A 17,929-nucleotide genomic window follows, 5' to 3' on the forward strand; every position below is an offset into this window, starting at 1 on the left:
GTCATTTACATTGGTGATTGTTCCAATAAATAGGCACAGATTTCTACACCGCATAAACGCGAGAAAGAATCTGAAACATATATCTTATTTTTTACTCTTTGAGGTTTCTACGTATTAATTTCTCCTTTAACAATTGTAGTTTGTCTTCAATTTCTATAATATCTGTAAGAATTGCACTTTCATACTTCGCGCCTGTTTCACCAACAGTATCAAGTTCCCTTTTATCCTCGATAAAAAGCGAATTCAAATCCAACTCGGGAAAATTCTTACTTAAACTGATCAAAAACTCTGAGTTAATGTTGGCAGTTCCATGTAGATATCTTCCAATCATTGCTGGACTAAAGCCTAAAATTTGACCAACTTCTTTTTGCTTAAGTCCTTTGCCTTTAAAAAATCTACTTAATTTTTCAGTATACATAATCTTTCAAAATTGTTATAAATTAGAACTATTTGTACATTTTGTATTATAAAAGACATCTTTTATATATTATTTTTCTTACTTTTACAATTCCGATAACCATATTAAGTAATAAATAATAAAGATATGTCAAATTTAATAAAAAATAATAAGATCAAAGATGAGTATTCACATAACGAAAAAGCTTACAAATTTATAGATGAGCACTTACCGTATACTTATGTAGAATTAACTATTGAATGTTTAGTTAAAAAAGGTCATAAATCACCTAGTAAAACAATTATCAGAAATGTAAGAAACAAAATAATTCTAAGGAATGATATTCTTCTTGCATTGGTCGAGGTTGCAAACGATAATAAAATAGCTATTGAAAAAATTAAAGTTTTAACCACTTAGAAAGTAAGTATAAAACGGTTTGGTTCTCAAAAAATGAATATCAGCATTTAACTACTTAAAGTCTCCAACTATGCCAAACAGAAATTTAGAAAAAACAGATTCTTCAGTTCTTACACAATTACATAAAAAACAATTTGCTTCCTGCGAAAATAGCCCGGAAGTCTCCGACAGGATTAAAGGAATCTATTTTGACCTTAGTATGCCGTTGTATGGTATGTCTCCTCAACAATATATTGAAGGAACTAAATATCATAACGAGTGTTTTTATAAGCTAAATTACGTTTAATCTGCTTTGGTATAACGGCAAAAACTTTATGAAATAGAAAAGACCCTTAATTGCATCTTAAAAAGCTCCTTATTCTTTTGATATCTAAAAGAATAAGCCACCATTAAATTGCGGAAACAATCAAAGGCCTTTTATAAATAAGTTACGATACCGTTAGAACAGTTACCATTTGTGGCTATATAGTGCTTAACTTTTATTTGTCAGCTTTGCCATTGCTCTCACTGGGAATGTGCCGACTCCTTTAAATTTTGGGGGAATTGCACTAAATGTAAAACCATCTGTTGGTACTAAAGACAGGTTGCAAAGGTGCTCGACAATTAAGATTTCGGCTCCCAAAAGTGTCGTGTGTACGGGTCTGGTCTTTCCTGAGGTGCAATCTATATTATGAGAGTCGATACCAACGAGCTTAACATCACACTCTTTTAAGTAGCGGGCTGCTCCCTCCGTAAGATAGGGGTGGTTCTCATAATACTTTTCGGTATTCCAATGACTGTCCCAACCAGTGTGAATTAAAACTGCCCGATTTCTTATTTCATAATTTTTCAACTCATTTTCTGTTATTTCCAGCGTTTCAGTGAAGGGGACTCTGATTACAATTGCATCAAGATCTGCCAAATGTTCCAGTCCAATTTCAGAAAGATCTTTTCCGTTTTCAAATCTGTGAAATGGGCAATCGAGGTAGGTTCCAGTATTGGTCACCATTTCAATTTTTCCAATTTGAAACTGAGTGCCTTCTTCATAAAACTGCTTTGAGTTTTCTCGGCTCAAATAATCGCAAACAATGGGTGCCGGCAATCCTTTATAAGTTACAAGTCCATCCTCAATAGTGTGGCTCAAATCAATTAGTAGTTCTGTTCCTGATTTTTCATTAACAGGCTTTCTTTTATGTGCTTCGTTAAAAACCTCTTTATTCAGTATTTTAGTTTGCCCAACCATAAGCAGTCGTAAATCTTCGACAATATAATCGGCAAGTTCTTTATCTGAAATTGTGTCTCCTGAAATGTCAAGTCGAAAGTCCTCTCCTTTAATGCTTCCACCGTTTGTGAAATAAATTTCGAAATCAAATTTTACTCTTTTATCCATAAGTAATTATCAATTATTTAGTACTTCTAACGTCTCACTATCAGCTCTCAGTAGTGCTTTTTTTTACTGGCGTTACTTACAAATATATCGAAAAATTCTAAAAACATAAAAGAATAAAACGAAGAAAGCCGTCCCAAAAAAGAGACGGCTACTTTGTCGAATTTAGATAAAAAACTCATGCTTTTTTGTGCTTTTAAATGGTCCTTACCTCGTTTAGGCTACACAAGTTTGCTTTTACTTTTTAATAAATTTATTAGAAACTTTTGAATTCCCTGTATAAACATCCATTATATATATTCCACTTGGCAAATTCTCGATATTAATTTTAGTGTGGTTTCCTTTTTCTTCTTTTACTTTTCTACCTGATAAATCGGTTATTGTTATCTTGTTAACTTCCTCATTATTTATCAATTGTACATTTAGTATTGAGGAGGAAGGATTTGGGAAAATTGAAATTTTAGCCGTTTCAAAAGAAGCTACTTTAAGATTTGTCCCGTCTAATCTCCATAATTCTTTTCCTGTTCTACCATTATCTGCTAAAAAATACAGCATTTTATTGTCATGATTATAAAATCCCTCCGGATAAGAAGAGGCTCCTACAGTTATCCCTGCCGGCTGAATGTCTTTCAATAGCCTGGTTCCTGCTGAAGTACCGTCACTTTCCCATAGTTCTGTTCCTACAATACCGTCGCTTGCTCCTAAATATAGCTTGTTCTTAAAGACTGCGAGTGAGCTACTGAAACTTGTTGCACTGGTAGTTAATGCTTTTGTTCCTTCTTCAGTACCATCCGTTTTCCAGAACAGCGTCCTTCCTTCGTTGCTATATGCAAAAAAATAAACCGAATTATTATATACTCTCAAATTGTTTGGAAAGGAGCTTCCTGAACCGGAATAGATATCTTTTAGCAATTTTGTTCCTGCTTCTGTACCATCTGTTTTCCATAATTCATTCCCATAAACATTGTCTGTGGCGGTAAAAAACAAATTTCCATCGTATTCTATTAACATTGTCGGAGCCGATCTGCCTTTGCCACTAAAACTTGTATTTACATCTTTTAGTAGTTTTGTTCCTGATTCTGTTCCGTCGCTTACACATAATTCTTCCCCTGTAAGTTCGCAATTTTCACAACCACTAAAATAAATTTTGCCATTGAATGCTTTTAACTTTTTATTCTTTTCAACTAAAATCTTACTGACCTTTGTTGTTCCTTGTTCTGTACCATTTGTTTTCCATAATTGTGAGGTAATATTGGTTGCATCTCTGGCATTAAAATATAAAAAATCATCCAGTATTCCGAATTCACTTTGTGTATCAAAAAAACCGTTATACTCTCCCGGAAGAACATCTTTTACCATTACAGTTCCTGCGGTTGTACCATCGCTTTTCCATAATTCTCTGCCGTGAACAGCATCATCTGCACTAAAATACAGCACATTATTCATTACACATAAATTCCAAATACCGTATCCGGCTGGTCCGGATTGAATGTCTTTTACTAATACTGTTCCTGCTGCGGAGCCGTCACTTTTCCATAATTCTAAACCATGAACACCGTCATTGGCCGGAAAATAAACAAAACCATTCATGGCTACCAAGCTATTATTGGCTCTGATCGCTCCGGCGGTCGGATTGATATCTTTTATCATTACTGTACCTTCAACGGTTCCATCGGTTTTCCAAAGTTCACATTCGCCATATACATTTCCGTCCATAGCCGTAAAAAAAAGCAATCCATTGTTACTGCAAAAATTACCCGGCCCTGAACTTTCATAACCTTCTCTTATATCCAGTATAAGTTCCTGAGCATTTACTTTTGCGAAACCCAACAAAAGAATAAGAATCAATACATTTTTCATTTTTTAAAATTTTAAGATTGATCTGTATTTATCTCTTTTGTCATCCTCTATTCCATTTTGAATAGCAGGTTCACATACCATCGGAATACAGCTTATAAATACTGTACGTTTAAAATAAGGAAGTAAAAAGTAGTTTTTTTTCATCTCTTGGTTTTTAGCTTAATTGTTTGATTACATTTTAGATTTTCCTATTCCAGACAGAAAAAACAGCATCATTACATCATCAAAATTAAAGCTTAACAAAAGCAAAAAAAATACTCCTTTTGGAGTATTTTTCATAATCTGAAATTAAATTATACCTTGAAGAATGCAGTTCTTAATAAGCTGCGCGGAGTTTTTACAATTTGATTTGGCCAAAATATTCGTGCGATGTTTTTTTACTGTTAATGGACTAATAAACAGTTTCTCTGCAATTTCCGTATTATTTAAACCGTTGGCGATCAGTTTAATTATATCAATCTCTCTTTTTGAAAATTCCTTTAATTCCTGATCGTCTTCGTCTATAGATAAATTCATAAAAGAGGGTTCTCCGTTGAGACCGATCAAAGATATTCTGTAGGTATTGTGTGTACTTAAATGATCAATTGCCGTATGTATATTCAACGATTTTCCGTAACCTCCATTGTCATCCATTGTCAGCATTACGGCTTGGTGATTGAACAAAGCATACTCCCCATTTTGAAGCCTGGCCCTGTGACAATAGCTTATTTTGTAACTCAATAATTTACTACGATCTATTTTATCTGAAAAAAAACGGGTCAAAAAACCTTCTGCCCTTATTACAAAATTAATATCATCGGGATGAATTGCTCCTAATACATCATTAAAAGTTAAAGTATCCGGATCAAAGCCATGCATCTCATACAGAGACGGACTGATGTAAGAAAGCGACATGTCGAAAAAATCAATTATATAGAACGAAAAAGGCCCACTACTGATAATAGAATTGGTAAGATCATTAAAAGAAATTTGGTGGGCCGGTGAAATTTTAGCAGTTCGATTGGCCTGCCAAACATTATGTAGATTTTCTATTTCGGGAAGCATATCGATTTGTTTACTAAATCATTTATTTGTTTAACAAATTAACATAAAAAAATGTTAAAACAAAACTTTTAGACCCAAATTAGAAAATCAGAATGCCCTATTGCTGAACTTCAAAATCAACTTTTTACAGCTGCGCTACTTTTTCAATCCAAATTCTCTATTGTTTTGAACCTAAAGCTGTTTTACTTTTTTATTATACCGCTGTAAAACAGGTATTTATACGTTACGTGGGTCTAGTTTCTTATTGTAATTTTATTCTTATAAATAACACACCAACACTACATTACGAGCTTGTAGTACGTTGTATATCAACAACTAGCAAATTTTAGACTTAGTAGATTTTACCAAATAGATTTTTACTAAGTTGACATTTTTTACCTGCATTATTTTAAAAATAATAAAGACAGAACGCTTCTATTTTATCGAAGTATAAAAAACCGATGCTTTCTAAAATGTGTGTTATAAGATTAAGAACAAAATTATTGTTTATGGTTATTAGGCTCAATTAGAATACCTTCAATACCAATCTCCCACGCCTATATTCTTCAGGAAAATTCCAAAACAACTTATTTTTTTGCTGATCTCAAATTGATTAACAATAGGTGTCACCTATCTGTGCTTATAGAATTACATTTTTTTATTAACCATTAAAACAACAAACAATGAACTTAAAAGAAAAACTTTCCCAAATTGGCGAAAAGCCTGACATGATCCTTATCATTACAGATGAGCAACGGGCCACACAACATTTCCCACCGGGATGGGAGGAAAAAAATCTTCCTACCCTTACGTTTCTAAAAAGGAACGGATTTAGTTTCGACAGGGCTTTTTGCAATACCTGTATGTGTTCTCCCAGTCGCACAACCTTATTTACAGGAATCTATCCTGCCAAACACGGTGTAAGCCAAACGTTAACAGAAGGAGGTCTTTTATCTCCACAAGAACCGACACTTGATAATTCTTTGCCGAATATCATGAATGTGCTTTGGGCAGATGGGTATGACGTACAATACAGAGGCAAATGGCATATGAGTAAAGGAGTAGCGCCAAATGGTACTAAAACAAACTATGAAGATTTAACAGCTGCAGATCTCTCCTTGTATGGTGCAATGGGCTGGGTTGCTCCGGATGCGGGTGAAGATGTTAACCCTCTTAATTTTGGAGGCGGATATGCCAACCACGATGCCCGATATACTGCCGAGGCGATAAAATATTTAAAAGAAGTAAAAGCGAAAAGAGCAACAGGAGATCATAAACCGTATTGCCTGATCCTTTCCCTTGTAAATCCTCATGATGTTTTGGCTTATCCAAACACGGCGGCTACTTCAGGATATCATCCGGATAGCTGGTCAAGCAGAGAAATTGGGCTTCCTGCTACTGTGGGTGAAAATTTACTTGAAAACAAAAAACCAATGGCACAGGAGCAGATTTTAATCAATATGGCTTTGGGTCTGGGCGCTATTGCAACTCCTGAGGAAAAGCTAAATTATATTAATTTCTACGGCAATTTGTTAAGTCATGTTGACAAAGAAGTTGGTTATTTTATTAAAGAATTATACAAAGAGGACGAAAATGGACACAAATTGGCTGATACCGCCATTGTTACGATGACTTCCGATCATGGTGAAATGGGGCTGGCACATGGTGGTTTGCGTCAGAAAACTTTTGTGGCTTACGAAGAAGCTTTGAGAATACCACTTGTTATTTCGAATCCAATATTATTTAAAGATCGCGATCTGAAACACTCCATGGCCTTAGCAACTTTGGCAGATATTCTACCGACTTTTATTGACATAGCCAATGTATCAAATCCACCAACAGGACTTGCGGGTACCAGTTTGTTGCCTGTTATAGAGGATAACACTGCGGTACAGCATAGTATTTTGTTTACTTATGACGATATCAAAGCGGGATCGAATAATAATTGGAACATCGTCAGAGCGGCGAATCGTATTCGTTGTATCAGAACCGAAAAGTGGAAATTCGATTACTACTTTGATGCTGCAACTGCTTTTTTCAAACAATACGAATTGTATGATCTGATCAATGATCCGTTGGAAATTACCAATTTGGCTTATGATCCTGCTTACAGCGAAATCAGAAGAGATTTAGAAGAACAATTGCATCAACTTGAAGTAGAAAAACTTTGGGTAAATGCGCCTAAAGATGTTTTTAGTACGACAACGTTCAACTAAAAACTGCTTTAGAAAACCCCACAAAAAATACAAATCAAATACTAATATTAAAAACCTATACATTATGTCAGAAAATATAAATCTGGAAGTTAGTACGGTACATTATACCGATTTTAATAATCCGGCTACCGGACAAACCACCATACAAGGAATAAGAGGCGTTTCAGGATCTGAAAATGTTTATATTTCAGGAAGTTTATTGGGGCAGAATAATGCGCTTCAAGGATTAATTTACGAAGGACCTCTTAAGGGTGGTGGCAACGATGGAAAATGGTATGTAGTTAATTTTCCAAGTACACCGTCGGCAGTAGTTAACAATACTTCTTGTTATGGGCCCAATAATGGTCCAAATGGAACGGTGCAAATTGTTGGTTCTTATAAAACGGCAACCTCAACGGATAAAGCTCCAAGCGGAAATCTCGGCTTTTATTATGAAGGCCCTGTTGATGGCTCGGGAACCTGGGTACAGGTTAGCCCGAACGGAGGGAATACAAATAATGTTTTTGTTCATAGTGTCATGGGCGGAATTGCGGTTGGCAATTATGATGTCGAAAACGATAAAAATGGCCATGCTTTCTTGTATAATACTACAACTAAAGAGTGTATAAATTTTAAACTCCCTGATTCACTAACCAATACTTTATATGGTATCTGGCATAATGGTGACGATAGTTATACACTAGCCGGAGGGTATTCCAGTCTTCACTTGGGGAAACTGAGCCAGGCTTTTCTTGTTGATTACAATGCTAAAACCAGAAAAATCAGTAATTTGAAAACGTTCAGCTACAAGAATGAAACTGTTTTGTCTATCATTACTCATTTTGAAGGGATCACCGTTTCTGAAGATAATGGCTATAATATGCCGGCTGACTGGATCTCTGCAAATGGAGAAGGTGGCGGAGCATCGTTTGTTTCTGTTCGCAGAAATTCTAACGGGTCATTTGGAGAGGCAAACTGGGTAGATATCGAGTATCCGAATTCAAGTGCTACCAGTGCTAATACTGTGTACAGAAACAACATTTTAGGGATTTACACCACCGAGAATGATTCTGGTACTAAAGTGGTTTCTTCTTTTGTTGCGAAAGTTAGCGTTTAGAAATAAACTAAGTAGTGGCTCGTACTAAGGTTTTACTTTAATCAAACTGTTAGCTAATTTTTTTTAACACATAGAGACATTGATTTTGGGCTAACAGTTTAAGACTTTTGAAGAAAATTATAATTTTTTCACATAGTTCTTAGGTTTGTTTTTTTAGTAAAACGTCTTTTTTAAGCTTTGTTAACTATACTTCTTTGTTCTAAAATTAATTGTAGCCAATGGGTTTTAGTGATTGAATTGTTATAGAAAACAACTTTTTATCTAAATTTTTGTTATAAAGCGGTTAAGGGAAAAGTAATTTTTTCTTAATCGCTTTATACTTTTTAACTATACGCTGGTAAAGGAGGATCAAGTCCAAAAGTTGTAGGGAAGTAAAAATCTCGCAGAGTCGCAAAATCGCAAAGTATTAATGAAAAAACAGAAAAAAAAACTTTGAGACTCTATAACATTTTTAGAAATCCAAAGTGAGAAAGTAGAAAACAGAAAATTGGAGCTTAAAAATAGGAGAAAAACTTAGCGGCTTGGCGTCTTTGCGAGATCGTCAAAGCGAGAAGTTGGAAAATTAGGTACTTAAAAAACTGTGGCGAAAAAGTATAAGATCTGCTACTTCTAACAAAAGAAATCTAAAAATTATTCCACAACTTTTGAACTTGATTCGAATAAACCCAACGGATTGTATTAATGATGTAATATCCTAAAAATTAAAAGCAAAAGACTTCAATTGAGGGCGCGTTTGTAGTATAAAAAAATTAGAAAAATAATGTTCTACAATTAATTAGTATGAAAACGTTAAATCACTTATTTCATTTGCTAGTTTATGGAGACCTTTTGAAATTTGCTCCATTTTTTCCCCTGATAAAGGAGCTAGTCCTTTTGTATATTGACGGAATAAACTTTGATTTATTCCAACATAATGTTCTGCAAAGGCTGATTTATTTATAACATTAAAATACTCAAATATTTGTTCTAAATCAACAACATAGTTGATATTGAAATCCTTAATCGTTAGCGATTCCCCTTTCTCATTTAAATAATCTACATGATATTGCAAAACTTCATTGAAATTTTCCTTTAATTCCGATAGATTCCCGCCAACTGTAGTTAATCCTGGTATTTCTTTCACGTATGCCGAAAAACCAGTACTTGTTTTTTCAACTATCACCGTAGTAATATTTTTCTTTTCCATAATAAATTTTCAAAATTGTTCTTATGTAATCTTTCTAACAGTAAAATACAAAAGCAACAAGATTACTTAAGTCCTGCAGCTTTCATAATACTATTTAAAGTACCATTTGCCAATTCTTTGCTGCCGTGTCGCGGAATTGGAATTTGGTTTGGTTTGGTTTTGTGTCTATATAAATCATGATTTCCACCACTTCTATAAAGATACCAACCCTCTTTTTTTAGCAATTTCAATATTTCATTTACTGTTGCCATTTTAAAACCAAATTAAATTACAAAACATATCAAAAAAACGTTATTGCAATTACATGATAAATATATAACATTTTTGTTATATAACAAAAATGTTATATCGTTTTTTATTTTAACAATCACTATCAATGTAACCTTAATTAATTATCTAAACCAACTATAACTTTCAAAAATTATTCACTTCTATCATTCGAAATAATAGCGCTCCACAATATATAACCTAAGGACATTTACCAACTGCTCATTTTATAAATGAATCATTAAAAATAACTTTTGTAATCATGAGCCTAATAAAAAGCAAAAAACCACTCGATTGAGTGGCCTTTCATTCTTAGAAAATTTATTCCTTTATTACCGTTCTTTTTTATCCGGCAACTACCAGCCTAAATAATAAGTAGGGCTCAACCAGATTGGACGATCAAGTCCGAAATATTCCTGTAACATTTTTTCGGCTTCACAGAAAGCGCCTTCTACCCAGCCTTGTTGATCTGAATAGGCTTCTCCGCAAATATGGATTTGCTCGTTTGCATCCGGTTTTCTCATGTATTCCATTACATTTTTTACTGAGAAACCGGCTTTCCAGGCATGGTATCCTGCACCAAATGGCTCGTCTGTCCAGTCTTTAAAATACGTTACATAGGGATCCGGTATGGTTACGTCAGGTCCGTGGAGTTCGCGAAGTTGGTTTATCAATTCGTCAACCATCATTTTCGTAGCTTGAACATCATCCAGTTCATGCAGCTCTTTTAATGATGCTGATTTGTTGGCTCTAACTTCAAAAAGTATTCTGTCATCGGAAAGCGCTTTCCAGAAGGTCTGAGTGACCATATCTCCATAACTTCCTAACAACATCGAGTTATCATTTTGAGCATCTGTTCCAAAATAATAACATTGTCTCATCGGTAAATCAGTGATCGAATGTCCGGAATCAATTCCTAATTCTTTCCACCACGGATAGTCAAAACCCATTAATATTTTAAAAGCGGGTGCCATAATTACAGAACGGATATTCTCATTGAGCACTGAATTTTCATTTACATCAAAAAAGAAATTGTTCTGATCCAGAAGTTCCAAAGATTTTCTCGGCATAGCAAGGACTAATGTGTTGGCATATACTTTCCATTCGGTATCGCTCTCCAAATTTAGAAAAGTCAATTCGTATTTATGAGTTTGACTTGAAGAATGTTCTTTGGTAAAAGTAAGCAGCTTATTTTCAGCCCAAATCGTGGCCTCTTCATGATCGGTATAAGAATTGGCCAAGGCATAGGCGATACTGTCATAGCCTTCTTCAATGGTTTTGTAAATGGTTCCCGCAGAGAAATCGCCTACCATGTACGGGAAAGCTTCCGCTCCATTCCAATTGATGGTATTGGAATAATATCCTCCGGCATTCGCCAAAAAGGTATATCCTTCCTCTGAAACCTGATCTTTAATCAAGTTCCAAAAACCCAGATCATTTACTTTACGTCTGTAATAGGGCGTATTCGGGAAATTGTAGACCAATTTAGGTTTTATGTCATCCCAATCTCTGCTGGTTAATTCGAAAGAATAATCATAAATTGTATCTCCTTTAATGATTTTATCACCGTAATTTTCAGCAACCCAAGGATCTGCTATTAAAACATCGTAAATAATTTTATTGAACAACTGATCAGAACTGAAACCCAAATCATCGTCGTTTAGATAAAATCGGGTTATCAATTTATCACCTGCTTCCTGAGCGACGTCCCAGGCATCTTGTTTAAAACGCTCTTTACGAAGATACATATACAATTTTGCGGGATCTCCCATCGGAAAGGCAACGGGCGTCATTCTATCGTTCAGAACGGGAGTACGTTTGGCAGGATCCGGTTCGGTAAGCGGGTAGCCTTCAATTAATGTGGTCACAATTTCCTGAGAAGTCAGGTAACGCATACCTCCCAATTCGCCCCAGAAATTCATTCCGGGCATAATAACCGATTCCAATCTGCCGCCCAGTTTGTTGTTCATATCAAAAATTTGAACTTCACTGGCGGTATACTTTTTGTCGGTTACCAAACGATATGCGGTGTATAACCCGGAAGTTCCGGCACCAATAATAGCTACTTCAGTTTTTAAATCAGGGTGCATTCCTTTATTTAATGGTGTGTTTTTATTCATGATCGTATCTTTTTTAAAGTGCTCTAAAGAATTTGTGTCCTAATTGGAAAGGTGTGATATCAAAATCAGTATATCCGTCTAATGCAAGATCTGACATAATTTTGCCTAAGAAAGGGGTGAATTTTGCAGCCCATCCGGTCGCGTACAATACGATGTTTTCGTGATTGGGTACATAACTTGGTGCAAAGTCAATCAGCAGCTCCTTGTTTGGGATATTACTCAAGGCAATAAGACAGGTTGAAGTATATTCCGGTTCTGCATTTAATCCGGTCATGTATTGTTTTACCCAATCAGAGGTATATCCCAGTTCTTGTGAATTTGGAATTAGTGATCTGTCGTTCGGTTCTTGTATCGGTTTCATTACGAAATCCGGTGCCACACGAATATAGCCGGGATGATCCCAATCGACTTCAGGGAAACCGTAGAACTGGTTTCCGCTTTCGCCTTCCGGGTTTTGAAATACAAACCAGGTTGGGTATTGAATGTCCGGATCGGTTTTTTTAAAATAAGCCGAAGACATATTCCAATACGTAGCGTCTATGTGAAAATTCAGCAAGTTGATCACACTGTTAATATAGGGTCCCGGAATTAGCACTAGTTTTTTAGTGATATAAGCGCCTTTTGGTGTAATAATCTCAAAGAGATCTCCCAATTGATTGATTTTAAGTACGGGTGAATTTTCTTCTAAGTGTACCGTTTCTTGTTTCTCACACAGTTCTAAATACGCTTCTATCGTTGCTTTAAAATTGATACTGGCACCATCTTCCTGAAACAGTCCGCTATATTTTACCGGTAAGTTTTTGAAATGGTATTTATCTTCTATCTCTTTTGAAGTCAGCGAAGTGTAAGGAACGCCTAATGCTTTTAGTGCTTCTTCTGCTTCAGCAATATTGCCTTCTGTAGATTGTACGGTGGGATCGCCAAACCAGAGTGTCCCTACTTTGTCAAGCAGCTGTTTGCCGGTTTCTTTTTCGAGTTCATCCCAGTACGGCTGCGAATCTAAAGCCATTTGTACCATATATTCATCCGGATATGGGATTCGGAATTGGCGTGACACTCCCGCAGAGCTCCCCAGTTGATTCACAAAGGTGAATTGTTCTAATACTAGAGTCTTTGCATTTCGTTTACCAAGATGATTCGCAGTGGCTAAGCCTATTGCTCCTCCTCCAATGACGATTACGTCGTAGTTTTCTCTAATCATTTGTTGCTTGTTTTATTTGTTTATGGTTGTTTGTGGTATTGATCGGGTATTGCTGCTTTTCGTTGCCTGCTTTTTTTTCGGTAACTTTCTTTAGTCTTCGAAAATCCTTTGTTTAAAAAAAACGTCAAACTAGTTCCAGTTGACCAAATTGGTCGCTGTCGTTAGAAAAATTGAGATTAGCTGCTTTTTAAAGGGTATTGTTTTGTAAGAATAGCATTGTTTAAACGAGACATGCTAAATCAAAAATAGAACTTTTATGAAGCTGAATTTAGCGTGTAAATACCTGATTTTCTATTATTATAAATGGAGTTTTTGAACCTCAACCTGATAATTAAATTAGGCCTTTTGCAGTTGTTTTTGTTATTCCAGGGCTTTATTTTATTTGATTCTGGGGGCGTAAAAACACCTACCAGATCTCAAAAAGATCTTGCAGGAGTTGGTTTGTAGTAACAGCTATACAAGAAAAAGTTGGCCACGAATTGCACTAATTTTCACTAATTTTTTGTGAATTGTAGAATCATTTTAATCCTTTAATCAGTGGCAAAAATTTCACGCTAAGAATCTCAATAATCAATTCGTGAAAATTAGTGTAATTCGTGGCGAAAAAAATCGATCCGACACTTATTATTCTAACTAACTTTTAGACTGCATCAAAATCCTAAAAACAAAAAAACCACTCGTTGGAGTGGTTTTTAATAACTATAAATCATGAATCCGCATCCTACTGGGGCCGACAATGATCGCGTCTATTTTATCTTTAAAGGCTAAATGGCATTTGTATTTTTTGTCCAGAAAAATTTCTTTCACAAAAAAATATTCCTCCTCTATCTTGGCATAATGATTCGTTACCTCAAACGATTTTAAAGGAATAGAAAGCCCTTTTCCATTTGCTTTGATAACGGCTTCTTTTTGTGTCCAATACTCAAAAAAGGCACTTTCGGTATCCTCGTTAAGCGAGAGATTGTCCCATTCTCTTTTTGTCATTTGCGATTTAAATCCTTCGAGCTCTATGTCGTGGATTATTTCAATGTCTATTCCCACATCGCTCCTATCCGAGAGCACACAAACAACAATTTCTCCTGAGTGTGATATATTAAATTTAGTGGTATCGTCATTTAGAAATGGTTTACTGTAAAGCGTATAACTCAGCTCTGCTTCGGCATAACTTTTACTCATTTTCTGAAGGCCATGGCGCAAAAGCAATCTTCCTAACAGGGACAACTGACTGTCTTGCCAACGTCTGTAAGCCAATATCTTTTTTTGAAAATCGGCCGAAAATTCATTTAGATAATTCGTTATAAGATAATTATGATTCTCTTCAGAAATGTAAGCGTATAAAATGTGCGTCATTTTGTATCCGTATTTAATCTATATCATTAATTGGCAATCTCAAATACAATTGCTTCAACGGCACCTGTCGCAGAGTTTATAACCCCTACATCTGTTTTTACTTCTGACATTCTTACCCACACACCTCCATAACAATCTCCAAAACCAAATGAACCCCAAATAAGTTTGTGCAACGTCCATTCGTTCTCTGCGTTGGGAGCCAAAAAGTCTAATGAATCGCTAAATTCCTGGGCAATAAACGCATTATTTTGCAGTGCTAATTCTAATGCTTCTTCCCATTCTTTTTCCGTTGAAAATTTGCCAATAAAAACGTCCTTCCCCTGAAATCCTCTTGCTACTTTTATTACAAATTTATCTTTGTCGGTTTTCAATAAATCAGGAAGATTATGTTCTCTGTCTTTGAAAATGACTTTTTTATTTTCGATAAACGAAGTCCACGGGATATTTTTTAGTATTAGTTCATTTTCTTCGGGTGAAAACTTTCCTGCCTGAGCCAATTCCAACAAAATAAACAAATTTCTTTTATCACCAAGCATCCTAAGTCCAAGATGGTCGGGAAGGTAAATCCTGTCCATCATAAAAGCTCTGAATATGGCTGGCGTAACATTCATATCCATTGTTAAAATGATCAAACTGTGTATCACTTTATCGCCTAAAAATAGATTTCCATTGGTTAGTGTCAATTCATTCATATCTCCGCCATATGCACCGCCATTTAGTCCAAAATTGGCTAATTCTTCCTTAAACAGCTTGTCAAAAAAGGCCAGGCTTTCTTCTTTTTCAGCTTCATCTTCGATATCCCCCATTTCCATAAACAGGTTAATGGTACTCTGTTTACCCAACTGTTTAATGATTTGTTCGATAAGGAATTTCATATAGATCTGTAAGGTGTTCCTTCCCTTGTAATCCAGAACTTTGTCTTTATTTACTAATTCGGGATGGTTATTTCTTATCAGCGATTCAAAACTTTGTATTTGCCATCCTCCAATTGAAGATCCAATATTGGCTTCTAAAACTTTAAACCCGTCTTCTGTAAAAGTCAAATCTAATCTACAGCCTATTTCAAGATCTTTTTTATGACATAACATGGCAAATTCTGCCATCATTTCGTCTCCTGTGAAATAAAATTCTGCCAGTTTTTTTATATCATCATTAAAATACAACGATGGAATTTGTTTTAACAGGCTTGGGATTTTTACAGATAGTGCTGTTAACTCTTGTGTCATTTGTTTATTGATGAGCACCGGCCATCCGCTTACGGGATATTTGTAACTTTTAAATACATCAGGAACAGACTCATGGTTGGTATTTATTCTTGCGGGAATATCTTTCGTGCCTTCAAATTCTAAAAATTTTTCGGAAAGGATTGTATATTCTTCAGTCGTATTTTTTATCATAAAAAAGTGTTTTTATTTTAATATATATGCTTCTAATTGAAATAAGACAGGTCCAAAAACCTACTCTTGTATTTTATAGTATTCCCCAATAAAGCAAGTAGGTTGCTAATAGTATGTTTGAAAAAATCACGGAGAAAATGACACTTCTGGCATCAGTTTTTTTAATGGTTAAGATGTAATACACCAACGTCAAAATCAAACATCCCAAAAAGACCAATACCAACAGAAATATATAGTTGAAGGTTTGCGGCAGACCAAATGCCAGAATGAAATAGTTTTGTTCTGAAACTTTCGTGATGGCCATAAGCAAACATCCGAAAAGTACTAATCCGGTAATAGAAGTAATCGTTATCCCAATCCTTACTATCTTATCCTGAACTGTGGTATATCTCTTTTTGATTAACTTGATAAAGTAGGCAAAAATAAACGCTAACATTACTACTAAAGCTGTTGCTAAAGGGAATAGAAAAATAGGGTCTTGTTCTCCGATACTTTTACCGGTTTTAGCGACTCCCTTGTTAATTGTAATTCCTGTAACTAGCTTTACATTATCGGCTTCCTTAAACCTATTGAGATCCAGTTTTTGTTTCGGATTATCGATAAAACTTTCTACAACCTTGTATCCAATTTTTGTAAAACTAGGAACATGGCCATAGGTTCTGGCCTCGATATAATTGGCTTTACCGAATCTTTGTGCGACTTTCTTTCCGTTATCCAATGGTGTGATCGGATCAAATTCACCTGAAAAAACCAACACGGGATATGCCGCAGTAGCAAGGTTAGAAAGCGTATTGTCTTTTTTTGCAGCTACTGTGCGATTACTATTCCATGCGTCACAAACTTTAAAATCAGATTTATAGAATGAAATCCCTCCATTTAATCCCTTAAACTGCGATGCGTTTTGCTGATATTTTAAAAAATCATTGTTGGGAAGGGTCTCGTTACAACTCACACAATAATACACGCCATAATCCATCGACAGTAAACTTGAGAAAGCACTTACCAGGTTCCCTAAAGATTCTCCTCTTCTTTCATGAAACTGATAAATTAAGAGCGGAATAACTTCTACTAACTTTTTATTGTATAGGGCTTGCTGAACTGCTACTTTAAAATCTTCTGCATTATACGTAAATGTGCCGGAAGGGATTAATGTTTTATCTACTGTCACAGTCAGCGGGTTTTTCTCCAGATCGGCAATTACTTCATAGTATATTTTTTCTAAATTGGGATATTGGTTATCGTAGGTCTTGTCACTTTTACAGATTTTAAATACTTTCTGTAAACTCTTCATATAATTTGAAGTATTCTCTACATAATAGGTCGAAATGTCATAAACCGGAGAGTCTAACAGTAATGATTTTACATCCCCGGCAAAATTGTTTGCGTATACTTGCGCCATATAGGTTCCGTATGATACGCCATATACATTCCAGTTTTTGTACTTTAATGCTGTTTTTAAGGCATGAAGGTCTTTTGCTACAGCTTGGCTGTTGTAAGCGTCGAGGTTGATTCCTCTATTGATAAGCTCTTGCTTGCAGGACATTGCAGCATTCGTTTTTTGCTTTTCATCTTCTTCTTCTGACTGGTTTTTTGCCAGAATTTCTAAAAATTTCTTTCCTAGTCCCTGATCCAACCTTGGTTGTGAATAGCCAGTCCCGCGAACATCAAATAATACAATATCATTATTTTCCCTTAGAGGATGATTCAACCATAACCATATATTATCAATACCACTAGCGCCCGGGCCTCCTTGTATAAAAACTACTGCGTTCGAATCTTTTGCTGTTGCATTCTTTTTTAGTACAGTTACCGCAATTTTTATGGTTTTACCATCATTTGCTCCCCAGGTTTCCGGAACAGTAAGGTAGCCCCAGCTGATTTTTTTGGGATCTGATTTTTTGAATTGAGGCATAAAAGCGGTCCTATTCTCAAAAGTCACATTTTGCGCCTGCAAATTCCCGATCAGAATTGCAAATAAAAAAGAAATAGTACTAATTGTTTTTCTTAATCTCATGATGTTTATCTTATGTTTT

The 17,929-nt window shown here is 35.3% G+C and carries 15 protein-coding genes; 4 read left to right on the forward strand and 11 right to left on the reverse strand.

Going from position 1 to position 17,929, the window contains the following annotated elements; all coding sequences use genetic code 11:
- Window positions 1-91 precede the first annotated feature (91 nt).
- Window positions 92-418 (reverse strand): helix-turn-helix domain-containing protein, encoded by a 327-nt coding sequence (locus ACHRV5_RS13560; RefSeq protein ID WP_395427103.1) that lies wholly within the window; start codon window positions 416-418, stop codon window positions 92-94.
- A gap of 126 nt (window positions 419-544) precedes the next feature.
- Here ACHRV5_RS13560 and ACHRV5_RS13565 point away from each other — a divergent pair, with 126 nt between their 5' ends.
- Window positions 545-814 (forward strand): hypothetical protein, encoded by a 270-nt coding sequence (locus tag ACHRV5_RS13565; protein ID WP_047773416.1) that lies wholly within the window; start codon window positions 545-547, stop codon window positions 812-814.
- 70 nt (window positions 815-884) lie between these two features.
- On the forward strand, window positions 885-1,100 hold the full coding sequence (locus ACHRV5_RS13570) for a hypothetical protein (RefSeq protein ID WP_395427104.1): 216 nt from the start codon (window positions 885-887) through the stop codon (window positions 1,098-1,100).
- Window positions 1,101-1,286: 186 nt separating this feature from the next.
- Here the strand turns inward: ACHRV5_RS13570 and ACHRV5_RS13575 are convergent, their stop codons facing one another.
- The 3 genes from ACHRV5_RS13575 to ACHRV5_RS13585 all read right to left on the reverse strand — a co-directional run bounded on the left by ACHRV5_RS13575 (window position 1,287) and on the right by ACHRV5_RS13585 (window position 5,084).
- Window positions 1,287-2,183: a cyclase family protein gene (locus ACHRV5_RS13575; RefSeq protein ID WP_395427105.1), complete on the reverse strand. Its 897-nt coding sequence runs from the start codon at window positions 2,181-2,183 to the stop codon at window positions 1,287-1,289.
- Between the two features lie 234 nt (window positions 2,184-2,417).
- Window positions 2,418-4,040 carry an ELWxxDGT repeat protein gene (locus tag ACHRV5_RS13580; RefSeq protein ID WP_395427106.1) on the reverse strand — a complete coding sequence of 541 codons (1,623 nt, stop codon included), beginning with the start codon at window positions 4,038-4,040 and terminating at the stop codon, window positions 2,418-2,420.
- 288 nt (window positions 4,041-4,328) lie between these two features.
- Complete coding sequence (locus ACHRV5_RS13585) at window positions 4,329-5,084, reverse strand: LuxR C-terminal-related transcriptional regulator (RefSeq protein ID WP_053004175.1); 756 nt, start codon at window positions 5,082-5,084, stop codon at window positions 4,329-4,331.
- A 662-nt stretch (window positions 5,085-5,746) separates the two neighbouring features.
- Here ACHRV5_RS13585 and ACHRV5_RS13590 point away from each other — a divergent pair.
- Together ACHRV5_RS13590 and ACHRV5_RS13595 are read left to right on the forward strand one after the other, a co-directional pair.
- Window positions 5,747-7,279, forward strand: a complete 1,533-nt coding sequence (locus ACHRV5_RS13590) for a sulfatase-like hydrolase/transferase (RefSeq protein ID WP_395427107.1) — start codon at window positions 5,747-5,749, stop codon at window positions 7,277-7,279.
- Window positions 7,280-7,343: 64 nt separating this feature from the next.
- Window positions 7,344-8,375, forward strand: a complete 1,032-nt coding sequence (locus ACHRV5_RS13595; protein WP_395427108.1) for a hypothetical protein — start codon at window positions 7,344-7,346, stop codon at window positions 8,373-8,375.
- 775 nt (window positions 8,376-9,150) lie between these two features.
- Here ACHRV5_RS13595 and ACHRV5_RS13600 read toward each other — a convergent pair.
- The 7 genes from ACHRV5_RS13600 to ACHRV5_RS13630 all read right to left on the reverse strand — a co-directional run bounded on the left by ACHRV5_RS13600 (window position 9,151) and on the right by ACHRV5_RS13630 (window position 17,910).
- A complete protein-coding gene (locus ACHRV5_RS13600) occupies window positions 9,151-9,561 on the reverse strand; it encodes a type II toxin-antitoxin system HicB family antitoxin (RefSeq protein ID WP_395427109.1) in 411 nt (136 codons plus the stop codon).
- 62 nt (window positions 9,562-9,623) lie between these two features.
- Window positions 9,624-9,812 carry a type II toxin-antitoxin system HicA family toxin gene (locus tag ACHRV5_RS13605; RefSeq protein ID WP_395427110.1) on the reverse strand — a complete coding sequence of 63 codons (189 nt, stop codon included), beginning with the start codon at window positions 9,810-9,812 and terminating at the stop codon, window positions 9,624-9,626.
- Between the two features lie 372 nt (window positions 9,813-10,184).
- Window positions 10,185-11,948: a flavin monoamine oxidase family protein gene (locus ACHRV5_RS13610; protein ID WP_395427111.1), complete on the reverse strand. Its 1,764-nt coding sequence runs from the start codon at window positions 11,946-11,948 to the stop codon at window positions 10,185-10,187.
- Between the two features lie 13 nt (window positions 11,949-11,961).
- Window positions 11,962-13,149, reverse strand: a complete 1,188-nt coding sequence (locus ACHRV5_RS13615) for an FAD-dependent oxidoreductase (RefSeq protein WP_395427112.1) — start codon at window positions 13,147-13,149, stop codon at window positions 11,962-11,964.
- A 699-nt stretch (window positions 13,150-13,848) separates the two neighbouring features.
- Entirely contained in the window at window positions 13,849-14,499 is a 651-nt protein-coding gene (locus ACHRV5_RS13620) for a 4'-phosphopantetheinyl transferase superfamily protein (protein ID WP_230002485.1), read from the reverse strand.
- A 26-nt stretch (window positions 14,500-14,525) separates the two neighbouring features.
- Window positions 14,526-15,896: a hypothetical protein gene (locus tag ACHRV5_RS13625; protein WP_395427113.1), complete on the reverse strand. Its 1,371-nt coding sequence runs from the start codon at window positions 15,894-15,896 to the stop codon at window positions 14,526-14,528.
- A gap of 73 nt (window positions 15,897-15,969) precedes the next feature.
- On the reverse strand, window positions 15,970-17,910 hold the full coding sequence (locus ACHRV5_RS13630; RefSeq protein WP_395427114.1) for an alpha/beta fold hydrolase: 1,941 nt from the start codon (window positions 17,908-17,910) through the stop codon (window positions 15,970-15,972).
- Window positions 17,911-17,929 lie beyond the last annotated feature (19 nt).

Origin of the sequence: Flavobacterium sp. FlaQc-52, assembly GCF_044007495.1 — a bacterium.
Taxonomy (GTDB): domain Bacteria; phylum Bacteroidota; class Bacteroidia; order Flavobacteriales; family Flavobacteriaceae; genus Flavobacterium; species Flavobacterium cupriresistens.

Coding starts and splice junctions, on each gene's coding strand:
- ACHRV5_RS13560 (WP_395427103.1), bottom strand. CDS start 418: ATGTATACTGAAAAATTAAGTAGATTTTTTAAAGGCAAAGGACTTAAG.
- ACHRV5_RS13565 (WP_047773416.1), top strand. CDS start 545: ATGTCAAATTTAATAAAAAATAATAAGATCAAAGATGAGTATTCACAT.
- ACHRV5_RS13570 (WP_395427104.1), top strand. CDS start 885: ATGCCAAACAGAAATTTAGAAAAAACAGATTCTTCAGTTCTTACACAA.
- ACHRV5_RS13575 (WP_395427105.1), bottom strand. CDS start 2,183: ATGGATAAAAGAGTAAAATTTGATTTCGAAATTTATTTCACAAACGGT.
- ACHRV5_RS13580 (WP_395427106.1), bottom strand. CDS start 4,040: ATGAAAAATGTATTGATTCTTATTCTTTTGTTGGGTTTCGCAAAAGTA.
- ACHRV5_RS13585 (WP_053004175.1), bottom strand. CDS start 5,084: ATGCTTCCCGAAATAGAAAATCTACATAATGTTTGGCAGGCCAATCGA.
- ACHRV5_RS13590 (WP_395427107.1), top strand. CDS start 5,747: ATGAACTTAAAAGAAAAACTTTCCCAAATTGGCGAAAAGCCTGACATG.
- ACHRV5_RS13595 (WP_395427108.1), top strand. CDS start 7,344: ATGTCAGAAAATATAAATCTGGAAGTTAGTACGGTACATTATACCGAT.
- ACHRV5_RS13600 (WP_395427109.1), bottom strand. CDS start 9,561: ATGGAAAAGAAAAATATTACTACGGTGATAGTTGAAAAAACAAGTACT.
- ACHRV5_RS13605 (WP_395427110.1), bottom strand. CDS start 9,812: ATGGCAACAGTAAATGAAATATTGAAATTGCTAAAAAAAGAGGGTTGG.
- ACHRV5_RS13610 (WP_395427111.1), bottom strand. CDS start 11,948: ATGAATAAAAACACACCATTAAATAAAGGAATGCACCCTGATTTAAAA.
- ACHRV5_RS13615 (WP_395427112.1), bottom strand. CDS start 13,149: ATGATTAGAGAAAACTACGACGTAATCGTCATTGGAGGAGGAGCAATA.
- ACHRV5_RS13620 (WP_230002485.1), bottom strand. CDS start 14,499: ATGACGCACATTTTATACGCTTACATTTCTGAAGAGAATCATAATTAT.
- ACHRV5_RS13625 (WP_395427113.1), bottom strand. CDS start 15,896: ATGATAAAAAATACGACTGAAGAATATACAATCCTTTCCGAAAAATTT.
- ACHRV5_RS13630 (WP_395427114.1), bottom strand. CDS start 17,910: ATGAGATTAAGAAAAACAATTAGTACTATTTCTTTTTTATTTGCAATT.